The following is a 13,309-nucleotide window of genomic DNA, read 5'->3' on the forward strand; positions in this document are numbered from 1 at the left end:
GCAACACGAAGTGCGCGCGACCTGGGGGCGAGCAACATTTATTCGCTGGTGAAGATGCTGCCCAGGCGGTCCATGCGCTCGAGGGCGATGCCGCAGCCGCGCACCACGCAGGTCAAGGGGTCTTCGGCCACCAGGACCGGCAGGCCGGTTTCCTCGGCCAGCAGGCGATCCAGGTCGCGCAGCAAGGCGCCGCCGCCGGTCAGCATCATGCCGCGCTCGGCGATGTCGGCGCCCAGCTCGGGCGGGGTCTGCTCCAGGGCATTCTTGACGGCCGAGACGATGTTGTTGAGCGGATCGGTCAGCGCCTCCAGCACCTCGTTGCTGCTGATGGTGAAGCTGCGCGGCACGCCCTCGCTGAGGTTGCGGCCCTTGACTTCCATCTCCTTGACTTCGGAGCCGGGGAAGGCCGAGCCGATGCTCTTCTTGATGACCTCGGCCGTCGGCTCGCCGATCAGCATGCCGTAGTTGCGGCGGATGTAGTTGATGATGGCCTCGTCGAAGCGGTCGCCGCCGACGCGCACGCTGCCCTTGTAGACCATGCCGCCCAGCGAGATCACCCCCACCTCGGTGGTGCCGCCGCCGATGTCCACCACCATCGAGCCGCTGGCTTCCGACACCGGCAGGCCGGCGCCGATCGCAGCGGCCATGGGTTCTTCGATCAGGTAGACGGAGGTGGCGCCCGCCGCCTCGGCCGCATCCTTGATGGCGCGGCGCTCGACCTGGGTCGAGCCGCAGGGCACGCAGATGATGATGCGCGGGCTGGGCGTGAGCAGCGATCGCGGGTGCACCATCTTGATGAACTGCTTGATCATCTGCTCGGTGATCACGAAATCGGCGATCACGCCGTCCTTCATGGGACGGATGGCCTCGATGTTCCCTGGCACCTTGCCGAGCATGGCCTTGGCTTCGCGGCCCACCGCCTGGATCACCTTCTTGCCGTGCGGCCCGCCCTCGTGGCGGATGGCAACGACCGACGGCTCATCGAGCACGATGCCCTTGTTCCGGGCAAAGATCAAAGTGTTGGCGGTGCCGAGGTCGATCGCGAGGTCGGTCGAGAAGTACCGACGGAAAGCTCCGAACATTCTGGAATCCTCTGGAGCACGGCATGCGCGTCGGCATGTCGTCGCCCTCTTGCTGGGTCGTTTTTGGACGGGATGGATGGACGTTTTTGCAGCAAATGCCGGCGCGTTCGCGGGGGTTGCGGCAAAGGCGGGATAATACCCGAATCCCCCCCGCATCCCGCTCCCGGCGCACCCTCCCAAGGTGCAAAGTACGACGTTTGACCGCTCCGGGGGCTCTGCCCTTTCTCGTTGTTTCCGATGTCCCTCACTTCTTCAGATATCGCGCGCATCGCATCGCTCGCCCGATTGGAGCTCGCGCCCGACGAGAGCGAACGCATGCTCGGCCAGATCAACGGCTTCTTCGAACTCGTGGAGCGCATGCGCGCCGTCGACACCACCGGCCTCGAGCCGCTGTCCCATCCGGTGGCGGCCGTTCAGGACGTGACGCTGCGCCTGGCGGAGGACGTGGCCAGCGAGCCGAACCAGCGCGAGCTCAACCAGCGCAGCGCGCCCGCAGTCGAGAACGGGCTGTTCCTGGTCCCGAAGGTGATCGAATGAGCGGAGAACTCCACCAGATGGGCGCGGCCGAGCTCGCCCGCGCCCTGCGCGAGCGCAAGGTCTCGGCCGTGGAAGCCGCCCAGCACCAGCTGGCCCGCATCCGCCAGCACCAGGACCTTGGCGCCTTCGTGGCCCTGGACGAGGGCCTCGCCCTGTCGCAGGCCCGTTCCGCCGATGCGCAACTGGCGGCCGGCAGCGCGCGGCCCCTGACCGGCGTGCCGATCGCGCACAAGGACATCTTCGTCACCGCCGACCTGCCGACGACCGCCGGCTCGCGCATGCTGGCCGGGTACCGCTCGCCCTTCGATGCGACCGTCGTGCGCAAGCTGGCCGAAGCCGGCGCCGTCACCCTGGGTAAGCTGAGCTGCGACGAGTTCGCCATGGGTTCGTCCAACGAGAACGTGGCCGTGCCGGCCATGGGCTTCGAGCACGCGGTCCCGGTGCGCAACCCCTGGGACCGCGCGCGCATTCCCGGCGGCTCCTCCGGCGGCAGCGCCGTCGCGGTGGCCGCGCGCCTGGTGCCGGCTGCCACCGGCACCGACACCGGCGGCTCGATCCGGCAGCCGGCCTCCTTCTGCGGCGTGACCGGCATCAAGCCCACCTACGGACGCGCCTCGCGCTACGGCATGGTGGCCTTCGCCTCCAGCCTGGACCAGGCCGGCCCCTTCGCCCGCTCGGCCGAGGACTGCGCCCTGATGCTGTCCGCCATCTGCGGACCGGATCCGGAGCGCGACTCGACTTCGCTCGACACCCCGGCCGAGGATTTCACCCGCGGCCTGGGCGATTCGCTCGAGGGCCTGCGCATCGGCGTGCCGCGCGAGTTCCTGGGCGACGGCGTGGCCCCCGGCGTGCGCGCCGCCGTCGAGTCGGCGCTGGCCGAGTACGAGAAGCTGGGCGCGAAGCGGGTCGAGGTCACGCTGCCGCGCACCGAGCTTTCGATCCCGGTCTACTACATCATCGCGGCGGCCGAGGCGAGCTCGAACCTGAGCCGCTTCGACGGCGTGAAGTTCGGCCATCGCGCCGAGAACTACCGGGATCTGGCCGACATGTACGCCAGGACGCGCGAGGAAGGCTTCGGCGACGAGGTCAAGCGCCGCATCATGATCGGCACCTACGTGCTCTCGCACGGCTACTACGACGCCTACTACCTGCAGGCGCAGAAGGTGCGCCGCATGATTGCCGACGACTTCCAGCAGGCCTTCGCGCAGTGCGACCTGATCGCCGGCCCGGCCGCGCCCACGGTCGCCTGGAAACTGGGCGAGCATGGCGACGATCCGGTGGCCGACTACCTCGCCGACATCTTCACGCTGCCCGGTTCGCTGGCGGGGCTGCCCGGCATGAGCGTGCCGGCCGGTTTCGACGGCGGCATGCCAGTGGGCCTGCAGCTCATCGGCAACTACTTCGGCGAAGCGAAGCTGCTGAACGCCGCGCACCGCTTCCAGCAGGCCACCGACTGGCACCAGCGCACGCCGGAGGGCTTTTGACATGAACTCCTTCGAACAGATGCAGGAAGGCCGCCCTACCGGCCCGCTGGTGCAGGGCTACGAGGTCATCATCGGCTTCGAGACCCATGCCCAGCTCTCGACCGCAAGCAAGATCTTCAGCCGCGCCTCCACGGCCTTCGGCGCCGAGCCCAACACGCAGGCCTGCGCCGTCGACCTGGCCCTGCCCGGCACGCTGCCGGTGATGAACAAGGGCGCGGTCGAGCGCGCCATCCAGCTCGGGCTGGCGCTCGGCTCGCAGATCGCGCCGCGCAGCGTGTTCGCGCGCAAGAACTACTTCTACCCCGACCTGCCCAAGGGCTACCAGATCAGCCAGTACGAGATCCCGGTCGTGCAGGGCGGCTCGGTGAGCTTCTTTCTCGGCGACGAGAAGAAGACCGTGCGCCTGGTGCGCGCCCACCTGGAGGAAGACGCGGGCAAGTCGCTGCACGAGGACTTCGTCGGCCAGTCGGGCATCGACCTGAACCGCGCCGGCACGCCGCTGCTGGAGATCGTGACCGAGCCCGACATGCGCTCCACCGCCGAGGCCGTTGCCTACGCGCGTGAGCTGCACAAGATCGTGACCTGGATCGGCATCTGCGACGGCAACATGCAGGAAGGCAGCTTCCGCTGCGACGCCAACGTCTCGGTGCGGCGGCCCGGCGCGCCGCTGGGCACGCGGCGCGAGATCAAGAACCTCAACAGCTTCAAGTTCATGCAGCAGGCGATCGACTACGAGATCCGCTGGCAGATCGGCGAGCTGGAGGACGGCCGCGCCATCCAGCAGGCCACCGTGCTGTTCGACCCCGAGACCGGCGAGACCCGCGCCATGCGCACCAAGGAAGACGCGGCCGACTACCGCTACTTCCCCGACCCCGACCTGCCGCCGCTGGCGATCGCACCCGAGTGGATCGAGCGCGTGCGCGCCGAGATGCCCGAGTTGCCGCGTGCCATGGCCGAACGCTACGTCCGTGAGCACGGACTGTCGGACTACGACGCCGCGCAGCTCACCCAGAGCCCGGCCCTGGCCCGCTACTTCGACGAGGCCGTGCGCGCGGGCGCCGCGCCCAAGCTCGCGAGCAACTGGATCACCGGCGAGATCGCGCGCCGGCTGAACCTGCAGGACATCGACATTGCCCAGGCCCCCGTCACCGCCACCCAGCTCGCCGCGCTGATCGGGCGCATCGGCGACGGCACCGTGTCGAACAACGCCGCACGCCAGGTCTTCGACGCGCTGTGGACCGGCGAGGGCCAGGAGGTCGACGCCATCATCGACGCCAAGGGCCTGAAGCAGATGAGCGACACCGGCGCGCTCGAGAAGATCGTCGACACCGTGCTGGCCGCCAACCCGAAGAACATCGACGAATACCGCGCCGGCAAGGACAAGGCCTTCAACGCGCTGGTCGGCCAGGTCATGAAGGCCAGCCAGGGCAAGGCCAACCCGGCGCAGGTCAATGCGCTGCTGAAGGCGAAGCTGGGATAGGGGTCGTCAGCGCGTGGTGACGGCCGGCGCGGTGCCGGCCCACAGCGGCCGCAGGCGCGCGCGCTCCTCGTCGAAGCGCGCGTTCACGCGCTTCTTCTCGTCGTCCTGGTCGGCAATGAAGCGGTTCTGCACCGTCATGCTCTTGGTGTTGTCGTCCACCTTCCGCCGCAGCGAGTCGGGCGCCTTGCTCACATCCCTGGCGTAGAACTCGAGTTCGTCGTCAATCTTGCGGCGCTCCTCGGCCAGCTCGCTCAGGCGCTTGCGCGCAGCGGTGATCACCGCATCGATCTGGACCAGCGCCTCGGCGCGCTCGCGATCGTGCGCCGCGGGGTTGGGGTAGCGGATCAGCAGTGCGCGCTCGCGCCGTCGTTCCTCGAGCAGGCGCGCGGCCTGCAGCTGCGCCTGGCGCTCGCGCTCCTCGCGCTCGGCCTGCTCGCGCGCCGTGTAGGTGGGTTCGAGCTTGCGCCGCACGCCACCGCTGGGGCTGAGCTCGCGCTGCTCGCGGTCGGCGCAATCGGGGATCGGCCGGTCGGCCGTGATGGTGCGGCCGCGGGCGTCGGTGCAGGTATAGATGCCGGGGCCGGCGGCGGTCTGCTGCGCGTGGACCACGCCCACTGCGGCCAGCGGCAGCAGCGCCAGCAATCCGATGCGTATGTACTGCGTGGGCGCCAACATCGATCCTTCAAGCGGTTGAGGTCAACCCGCGCCGTAGCGGGCCCGATAGTCCAGCACTCCCTGCCGGTGGGCGCTCAGCTCGTCGTCCGCGCGCCCTGACAGATACTGTAACAAGTCGTCAAGCGTGGCGATCGCCACCACCTGCATTCCGAGCTGCTGGCGGACATATTGCACGGCGCTGTGGTCGACGTCGACACCGTTCTCGGTCGCCTTCTCCTGGCGATCCAGCGCGATGGCCACCGCATGCGGCGTGGCGCCCGCACTGCGGATGGCGGCGATCGACTCACGCACTGCGGTGCCGGCTGACATCACGTCGTCGACGATCAGCACCCGGCCGGACAGCGGCGCACCGACCAGCGTGCCGCCCTCGCCGTGGTCCTTGGCTTCCTTGCGGTTATAGGCAAAGGGCACGTTGCGCCCGCGCCGGGCCAGCTCGGCCGCGACCGTTGCGCCCAGCGGGATGCCCTTGTACGCGGGGCCGAAGATCATGTCGAATTCGAGCCCGCTGGCGATCAGGCGGTCTGCATAGAATGCCGCCAGCCGCGCGAGCTTGGCGCCGTCGTCGAACAGCCCTGCGTTGAAGAAGTAGGGGCTCATCCGGCCGGCCTTGGTCTTGAACTGACCGAAGCGCAGCACCCCGGATTCGAGCGCGAATTGCACGAAAGCCTGGGCCAGCGCGCCTTCTTCTCCTGTCATTGCCATCTCTTCAGCCATCGGGAACGTCCTCGTGTTCAAACTCACCAGCCTCAACCTCAATGGCCTGCGCTCGGCCGCGACCAAGGGCGTCGCCGACTGGGTGGCCGAACTGGCGCCGGATTGTATTTGCATGCAGGAAATCCGCGTCCAGGCGAGCGACATCGAGGGCCGCTTCGAGGCCATGGCCGGCCTCAAGGGCTACTTCCATTTTGCGGAGAAGAAGGGCTACGCGGGCACTGCGATCTACACCAGGCACGAGCCCGGCGACGTCGTGACGGGCTGGGGCGACAGGGAGTTCGACGCCGAGGGACGCTACCTCGAGCTGCGCTTCGACACGCCGCAGCGCAAGTTCTCGGTGATCAGCTGCTATTTCCCGAGCGGCTCCTCGGGCGAGGAGCGACAGGCGGCGAAGTACCGCTTCCTCAAGGGCTTCTTCCCGCATCTCATCGCCCTGAAGCGCGAGCGGGAGTTCGTGCTGTGCGGCGACATCAACATCGCGCACAAGGAGATCGACCTCAAGAACTGGCGCGGCAACCAGAAGAACAGCGGCTTCCTGCCCGAGGAGCGGGCCTGGATGACGAGGCTGCTCGACGAGGGCGCCGAGGGCGCGGGCCTGGTCGACGTCTACCGCATGCTCAAGCCCGACACCACCGAAGAGGCCTACACCTGGTGGAGCAACCGCGGCCAGGCCTACGCGAAGAACGTGGGCTGGCGGCTGGACTATCACCTGGCCACCCCGGCCATCGCCAGGCTCGCGCGCAACGAGCAGATCTTCAAGACCATCAAGTTCAGCGACCACGCGCCGATCACGGTCGACTACGACTTCACGCTCTGACTGCGAGGCGAGCTATCGCGACAGGGCCGGCAATGCCTTGGCCAAGGTCTTGCAGAAGGCCTGCATGGCCTCCGTCTCCTGCACCCCGCGCTTGGTGATGCGATAGAAGTCCAGCTCGACCTTCGGCTTGACCAGCAGGTCGGTGCGCACCCTGTGGCGCCGGCAGGCCGCGAGTGCGAAGGTCGGCATCACGGCGCTGCCGAAGCCCGCCTCGACCATCGAGATCAGGGTGCCGAAGAAGTTGAAGGCCGGGCGGCTCGGATCGGCCTGGCCGATGCTTGCCAGGTGGCCGTCGATGAGCTTCTGGATCGGGTTGCCCGGGGGCAGGCCCAGCAGTTGCACGCCGCGCAGCGAAGACCACGGGGCGCTGCCGATGAGCGTCGTCTGATCGTCCTCGGCCGGTGTCACGCGCATCAGCTGGAAACGTCCGACCGGCGTGCGATCCAGCCCCGGCGCGGCCTTGAAGAAGAAGCCCAGGCCCATGTCGGCCTCGCCCTCGACCACCATCGCCTCCACGGTGCGCAGATCGGCATCGAAGAGCCTGAGCCGGATGCGCGGATGGCTTTCGCGGAAGCGGGCGAAGACCTGCGGCAGCAGGTTCGAGGACACCAGCGGGGTGGCCGCGACACGCAGCGTCTGCCGAGCCTCGTCGCCCTCGGCGCCCAGGCGGCCCGTCACTTCGTCGAGCTCGCCCAGCACGCGCTCGACCACCGGCAGCAGGCGCCGCCCCGCTGCCGTCAGGCCGACCATGCGCGTGGTGCGATCGAACAGGCGCACGCCGAGTTGGCGCTCCATCTCGCGCACCAGCGTGCTGAGGCCCGCCTGCGTCATGTGGGCCTGCTCGGCCGCTCGGGTGAAGTTGCCGATCCGCGCCACGTGCAGGAAGGCGCGCATCTGGCGCATGGAAAGATTCATACCTGTTCATGATAAATCCATACAACATCTAAATTTCACCGATGAACGCCGGGCCTGTCTAATCCTGCTATCCCCATTGCGAAGAGATCCGGAGACATGAACGAGACTCAAGTGATCGTGCTGGGCGCCGGCATCGGCGGCCTGACCTTGGCACTGAGCCTGCACCAGGCCGGCATCCCCTGCCGCATCCATGAAGCCGTGCCGGAGCTGAAGCCCCTGGGCGTCGGCATCAACCTGCTGCCGCATGCGGCCCGCGAGCTCGGCGAACTCGGGCTGCTGCCAGCGCTGGATGCCGTGGGCGTGCGCACGCAGGAGGCGGTGTTCTTCAATTCCCATGGCCAGCTTGTGTTCCGCGAAGCCGCCGGGACAGCGGCGGGCTACGACTGGCCCCAGTACTCCATCCACCGCGGCGACCTGCATACCGTGCTTCTGAATGCGGTGCGCGAACGCCTCGGAGCGGACAGCGTGGTCTGCGGGCACCGATGCGCTGGCGTCGAGCAGGACGAGCACGGCGTCACCGCCCGCTTCACCGCGCCCGATGGCACCGCGCTGCCTCCCGTGCGCGCCGCGCTCGCGGTGGGCTGCGACGGCATCCACTCGGTGTTGCGCAAGCAGCTCTATCCGAACGAGGGCGCGCCGCGCTATTCCGGCGTCAACATGTGGCGCGGGACCGCGAAGCACAAGCCCTTCCTGTCGGGCGCGAGCATGGTGCGCGCGGGCTGGCTGGACGAAGGCAAGATGGTGATCTACCCGATCCGCAACAACATCGACGCCGAAGGCAACCAGCTGATCAACTGGGTGGCCGAGATCCACGCGCCCCAGCCCGCGCTGCAGGACTGGAGCCGTCCGGGCCGGCTGGACGACTTCATGCCCGCCTTCGAGGACTGGCATTTCGACTGGCTGGACGTGCCGGCGCTGATCCGTTCTTCGGACGCGATCCTCGAATACCCGATGGTCGACCAGGACCCGCTGCCGCGCTGGACCCATGGCCGCCTCACGCTGCTCGGAGACGCGGCGCACCCGATGGTGCCCCGCGGCTCCAACGGCGCCGGCCAGGCCATCATCGATGCCCGTTACCTCGCGGGCGCACTGAAGCGGCTCGGCGTCGGCACGGAGGCGCTGGAGGACTACGACCGGGTGCGCGTCCAGGCCACGACCAACGTGGTGCTGACCAACCGCAGCAACCCGCCCGACACCATCCTGCGCGAGGTGTTCGAGCGCTCCGGCGGCAAGCGCTTCGAGCGGCTGGAAGACATCGTCAGCACCGCGGAGCTGCAGGCCATCTCTGACAACTACAAGCGCGTCGCCGGCTACGACCCGGCGGCGCTGAAGGCGCGGCCTTCCTACCTCTGAACACAAGACCGACGGAGACGACACCATGCTTCCATTCAAGAAGATCCTCGCCACCCTGCTGCTGGCGGCCGGCGCCGCGGCCGCCCACGCCTGGCCCGACCAGCCGATCACGCTGGTGGTGCCCTACACGCCCGGCACCGGCATCGACCTGATCGCACGCCAGCTGTCGGCCCGCTTGCCGGCCGTGCTGGGCCAACCCGTGGTCGTCGACAACGTGGCCGGCGCCAGCGGCAACATCGGCAGCGAGAAAGTCGCGCGCGCCAAGCCCGACGGCTACACGCTGCTGGTGCAGGTCAATACGCTGGTGATGAACAAGAGCCTCTACAAGTCGCTCGCCTACGACCCGCTGAACGCCTTCACGCCGGTCTCGCTCACCTCCTGGGGCACGCTGCTGCTGGTGACCAACCCGAACGTGCAGAAGACCACCTCGGTGGCGCAGGTGGTGGCCGCGGCCAAGGCCAGTCCCGGCAAGCTCACCTATGCCACGCCGGGCGTGGGCACGCCGCATCACCTGTCGATGGCGCTGCTGCTGCAGAGCACCGGCACGGAGATGCTGCACGTGCCCTACAAGGGCACGGCCGGTGCGGTGACCGACCTGCTCGGCGGACGCATCGACTACATGTTCCTGCCCGTGCACGTGGCGCTGCAGCACATCCAGGCCGGCAAGCTGAAGGCCATCGCGACCGGCAGCGACAGGCGGCTCGCGCCGCTGCCCGAGGTTCCGACCCTGGCCGAGGCCGGCATCAAGGGCGGCAACGTCGACATGTGGTACGGCGTGCTGGCGCCCAAGGGAACGCCCAGCGCGGTGGTGACACGGCTCAACAAGGAGATCGCCGCAGTGTTGAAGCAGCCCGAGGTCGCGACCGCCTTCGAGTCGCAGGGCATGGTGCCGGCGAGCTCGACGCCCGACGAGTTCAAGGCGCTGATGGCCAAGGACGCACAGCGCTGGGCCGGCGTGGTGCAGCGCGGCAACATCACCGCAGAATAAGCGCCCCCAGGCGGGGGTTATCGGCGGCCGGCGGTCCTCGCCATGTGGACCTGGTGCAGCGTGATCTTGCGCACCTCGGCCTGGCTGGTCTCGATGTGGGCGCGCAGCAGCATCGCGGCCTGGTCGCCGCGGTTGGCGCGGATGGCCTTGAGGATCTTGGCGTGCTCCTCGTAGGTGGCTGCAATGCGCGACTGCTGCGTGAAGTCGAGCCGGCGGATGATGCGGATGCGCTCCGTCACGTCGCGGTGCACGCGCGCCATCTCGGCATTGCCGGCGGCGGCGACCAGTGCGCAGTGGAATTCCTCGTCCCATTGCGCGACCTGCACCGTGTCGGCGCTGCGCTGCGCCACGGGCACCAGCCAGATGCCTGCCAGGCTGTCGAGCAGGCTGCGGTCGACCCGATGGTCGCTCTCGCAGAGCCGGTGCACGGCGGTGGTCTCCAGCACCATGCGCAGGTCGTAGAGCTGCTCGAACTGGTCGAAGTCGAAGGGCAGCACGCGCCAGCCGCTGCGAAACAGCACCTCGACATAGCCCTCCTGCTGCAGCCGGAACAGCGCCTGGCGCACTGGCGTGCGCGAGACGCCCAGGCGCTCGCTGATCTCGCTCTCGGTGAAGCGGTCGCCCGGCACCAGGCTGAACTCGGCGACGTCGCGCTTGAGCTGGGCGTAGACCTCGTCGGCGCGGGTGCGGAACGCCGGGTCTTCGGGCGCGGGGCGGGCGGACGGGGGGCGGGTCTTGACGGAGGTGGGCACGGGGAAGATGTTAGGGCCTGTCAACCCATGAATCACCCAATGCGGCGAGCAATTGCCAGCTCGGCGCCGTCCAGCCGACGATCGCGCCCTGGGCGCGGATCATTTCCAGCGCCGCGGCCTTGAACGCGGGGAAGTAGCTCTCGGTGCAGTCTTCCAGCAGCAGGCTGTCGTAGCCGCGGTCGTTGGCCTCGCGCATGCTGGTCTGCACGCAGACCTCGGTGGTGACGCCCATGAAGACCAGGCTGCGGATGCCGCGCTGCTGCAGCAGGGACTGCAGGCCGGTGGCGTAGAAGGCGCCCTTGCCGGGCTTGTCGATCACGATCTCGCCGTCGATCGGCGCGAGGGCGTCGATGATGCGGTTGCCGGGTTCGCCGGCGATCAGGATGCGGCCCATCGGGCCCGGGTCGCCGATGCGCAATGTGGGCTTTCCGCGGTTGCGCTTGGCAGGCGGGCAGTCGGCGAGGTCGGGGCGGTGGGCTTCCCTCGTATGGACCACGAGGCCGCCCCTGCTTCGCCATGCTTGGAGCACCGACTGCGTGGCGGGGACGATGGCCTGGAGCAGCGAGACGTCGTTGCCCAGGGTTTCGCCGAAGCCGCCGGGTTCGATGAAATCGCGTTGCATGTCGATGATGACGAGGGCTGTGCGAGGGAAGTCGAATTCGAAGGTGAAGGGGTTGGCATCGAGCTGCATGCTGGCTTCAGGTATTTCTCCGTCTCCCTTGGGAGAGGGTTGGGATGAGGGCACTCGTTTCGTTTGATTCGTACGTTGCTGTTGTGTTGAGTGCGGAGCCGGGAATTCGCCCCGGCTCCGGCCTCAAGCCAAGCACACGGTACGACTCGACAGCCCGCGTGCCCCCACCCCAACCCTCCCCCGGCAGGGGAGGGAGGAAATCGGGAACCGTCATGCGTGATGCCCTCCACCCATATGCGCCCCCAGCACATGCCGCTCCGCAGACGCAGCAGAGGTCTCGAACACGATCCGCCCCTCGCTCATCACCACGATCCGGTCCGCCATCTCCATCAGCTCATCCAGATCCTCGCTGATCAGCAGCACCGCGCCGCCCCGCGCCCGCACCTGCCGGATGCGACCATGAATCTCGGCCACCGCCGCAAAGTCCAGCCCGAAAACAGGATTGGCCGCGATCAGCACATTGATCTCCCCCGCAAGCTCGCGCGCCAGCACCGCCCGCTGCACGTTGCCGCCCGAGAGGCTGCGGATCGGCGCGCCCTCGCCCCGGGTCTTCACGCCGTACTCGGCGATCCATTCGCGGGCACGGCTGCGCCAGGCCGCGAAGCTCAACACGCCGGCGCGCGCCAGCGGGGGCTGGTCGAAGTCGCGCAGTGCCATGTTTTCCGCGACGCTGAGATCACCCACGCAGGCGTTGCGCAGCGGCTCCTCGGGCAGGCTGCGCACCTTGAGGCGCCGGTTCTCCTCGCGGCGCGCCGCATAAGGCTCGCCCATCACCCGCACCTCCCCGGCCAGCCGCGCGCGCTGGCCGACGAGCGCCTCGACCAGCTCGCGCTGCCCGTTGCCCGAGACGCCAGCCACGCCGAGGATCTCGCCCGCGCGCACCGCGAGGCTCAGGTCGTGCACCGCCAGGGTCCCGCGATCGCCCTGTGCGCGCAGGGCGTCGACCTGCAAGGCCACGCAGGCATCGGCGCGCGCCGCAGGCCGTGCCTCGCCCGATGCCGCGGCAGCCGCGGTTTCGCCTTCGGGCGGCGGCGCCGCGCCTTCGCCCATCATCGAGGCGGCCAGGCGCGCCGGATCGGTGTCGGCGACGCGGCAGTGATGCACCGCCTTGCCTCGACGCAGCACGGTCACGCTATCGGCATAGGCCATCACCTCGCGAAACTTGTGCGTGATGATGAGCACGGTGCACCGCCCGCTCTGCGCGATGGCGCGCACATGGCCCAGCACCTCGTCGGCCTCCTGCGGCGTGAGCACGGAGGTCGGCTCGTCGAGGATCAGCAGGCGCGGCTTCAGGTACAGCTGCTTGAGCAGCTCCAGCTTCTGCTTCTCGCCGGCGGCCAGCTCCGAGGGCCGCAGGTCGAGGTCCAGGCGGAAGGGCGTGGTCGCCAGAAAGGCCTCGAGCTCGGCGCGCTTGCGCTTCCAGTCGATCACCGCCGGCGTCCGGCCGCCGGCCAGCAGCAGGTTCTCGGCCACGGTCATGCCGGGGGCCAGCGTGAAATGCTGGTAGACCATGCCGATGCCGAGGGCCCGCGCCACCACGGGATTGGCGATCTCCTGCTCGCGCCCGTCGATCAGGATGCTGCCCTCCTCCGCGCGCTGGTAGCCGGCCACGCACTTGACGAGCGTGCTCTTGCCCGCGCCGTTTTCGCCGAGCAGCGCGTGCACGCTGCCGGGCTCGACGCACATGCTCACGCTGTCCATGGCGGTGAAGTCGCCGAAACGCTTGGTCAGGCGGTAGGTGTCGAGCGCGAGCGCGCCGGTGGCGACGGGCAAGGCGCCGATGGGCTGCTGCTGGAGTGGGTCGGGCATGAGCAAGGCTCC

Annotated in this window: 13 protein-coding genes; 6 read left to right on the forward strand and 7 right to left on the reverse strand. The window is 68.7% G+C overall.

Annotation, left to right across the window (positions count from 1 at the left end; all coding sequences use genetic code 11):
- Positions 1 to 38: 38 nt before the first annotated feature.
- Positions 39 to 1,082 (reverse strand): rod shape-determining protein, encoded by a 1,044-nt coding sequence (locus tag ACMGEZ_RS16325; RefSeq protein ID WP_028249609.1) that lies wholly within the window; start codon positions 1,080 to 1,082, stop codon positions 39 to 41.
- Positions 1,083 to 1,319: 237 nt separating this feature from the next.
- On the opposite strand from ACMGEZ_RS16325, the gene gatC reads away from it, so the two are divergent.
- From gatC to gatB, 3 genes are read left to right on the forward strand one after another with little or no spacing between them, the layout of a single operon-like run.
- Positions 1,320 to 1,619 carry an Asp-tRNA(Asn)/Glu-tRNA(Gln) amidotransferase subunit GatC gene (gene gatC, locus ACMGEZ_RS16330; RefSeq protein WP_436823317.1) on the forward strand — a complete coding sequence of 100 codons (300 nt, stop codon included), beginning with the start codon at positions 1,320 to 1,322 and terminating at the stop codon, positions 1,617 to 1,619.
- Positions 1,616 to 3,103, forward strand: coding sequence for an Asp-tRNA(Asn)/Glu-tRNA(Gln) amidotransferase subunit GatA (gene gatA / locus ACMGEZ_RS16335; protein ID WP_436823318.1), 1,488 nt, complete (start codon positions 1,616 to 1,618; stop codon positions 3,101 to 3,103). The genes gatC and gatA overlap by 4 nt, the downstream gene beginning before the upstream one ends.
- Before the next feature lies 1 nt (position 3,104).
- Complete coding sequence (gatB, locus tag ACMGEZ_RS16340) at positions 3,105 to 4,583, forward strand: Asp-tRNA(Asn)/Glu-tRNA(Gln) amidotransferase subunit GatB (RefSeq protein ID WP_436823319.1); 1,479 nt, start codon at positions 3,105 to 3,107, stop codon at positions 4,581 to 4,583.
- 6 nt (positions 4,584 to 4,589) lie between these two features.
- Here gatB and ACMGEZ_RS16345 read toward each other — a convergent pair whose 3' ends face one another.
- Together ACMGEZ_RS16345 and pyrE are read right to left on the reverse strand one after the other, a co-directional pair.
- Positions 4,590 to 5,258 carry a DUF4124 domain-containing protein gene (locus ACMGEZ_RS16345; protein WP_436823320.1) on the reverse strand — a complete coding sequence of 223 codons (669 nt, stop codon included), beginning with the start codon at positions 5,256 to 5,258 and terminating at the stop codon, positions 4,590 to 4,592.
- 21 nt (positions 5,259 to 5,279) lie between these two features.
- Entirely contained in the window at positions 5,280 to 5,972 is a 693-nt protein-coding gene (pyrE, locus tag ACMGEZ_RS16350; RefSeq protein WP_436823321.1) for an orotate phosphoribosyltransferase, read from the reverse strand.
- Between the two features lie 13 nt (positions 5,973 to 5,985).
- Here pyrE and ACMGEZ_RS16355 point away from each other — a divergent pair, with 13 nt between their 5' ends.
- Positions 5,986 to 6,789, forward strand: a complete 804-nt coding sequence (locus ACMGEZ_RS16355; RefSeq protein WP_436823322.1) for an exodeoxyribonuclease III — start codon at positions 5,986 to 5,988, stop codon at positions 6,787 to 6,789.
- Positions 6,790 to 6,801: 12 nt separating this feature from the next.
- Here ACMGEZ_RS16355 and ACMGEZ_RS16360 read toward each other — a convergent pair whose 3' ends face one another.
- On the reverse strand, positions 6,802 to 7,704 hold the full coding sequence (locus tag ACMGEZ_RS16360; RefSeq protein ID WP_436823323.1) for a LysR family transcriptional regulator: 903 nt from the start codon (positions 7,702 to 7,704) through the stop codon (positions 6,802 to 6,804).
- Between the two features lie 96 nt (positions 7,705 to 7,800).
- Between ACMGEZ_RS16360 and ACMGEZ_RS16365 the strand changes: the two genes are divergently transcribed.
- Positions 7,801 to 9,057, forward strand: coding sequence for a flavin-dependent oxidoreductase (locus ACMGEZ_RS16365; protein WP_436823324.1), 1,257 nt, complete (start codon positions 7,801 to 7,803; stop codon positions 9,055 to 9,057).
- 25 nt (positions 9,058 to 9,082) lie between these two features.
- Complete coding sequence (locus ACMGEZ_RS16370) at positions 9,083 to 10,045, forward strand: tripartite tricarboxylate transporter substrate binding protein (protein ID WP_436823325.1); 963 nt, start codon at positions 9,083 to 9,085, stop codon at positions 10,043 to 10,045.
- A 17-nt stretch (positions 10,046 to 10,062) separates the two neighbouring features.
- On the opposite strand, the gene ACMGEZ_RS16375 is transcribed toward ACMGEZ_RS16370, so the two are convergent.
- The 3 genes from ACMGEZ_RS16375 to ACMGEZ_RS16385 all read right to left on the reverse strand — a co-directional run bounded on the left by ACMGEZ_RS16375 (position 10,063) and on the right by ACMGEZ_RS16385 (position 13,297).
- The gene (locus tag ACMGEZ_RS16375; RefSeq protein WP_436823326.1) at positions 10,063 to 10,797 is read right to left on the reverse strand and encodes a GntR family transcriptional regulator; all 735 of its coding nucleotides are present in this window, start codon (positions 10,795 to 10,797) and stop codon (positions 10,063 to 10,065) included.
- A 10-nt stretch (positions 10,798 to 10,807) separates the two neighbouring features.
- Positions 10,808 to 11,488, reverse strand: coding sequence for a cysteine hydrolase family protein (locus tag ACMGEZ_RS16380; protein ID WP_436823327.1), 681 nt, complete (start codon positions 11,486 to 11,488; stop codon positions 10,808 to 10,810).
- A gap of 210 nt (positions 11,489 to 11,698) precedes the next feature.
- Complete coding sequence (locus tag ACMGEZ_RS16385; RefSeq protein WP_436823328.1) at positions 11,699 to 13,297, reverse strand: ABC transporter ATP-binding protein; 1,599 nt, start codon at positions 13,295 to 13,297, stop codon at positions 11,699 to 11,701.
- Positions 13,298 to 13,309: the final 12 nt, after the last annotated feature.

The organism is Variovorax stachyos, assembly GCF_051400855.1.
GTDB lineage: Bacteria > Pseudomonadota > Gammaproteobacteria > Burkholderiales > Burkholderiaceae_C > Variovorax.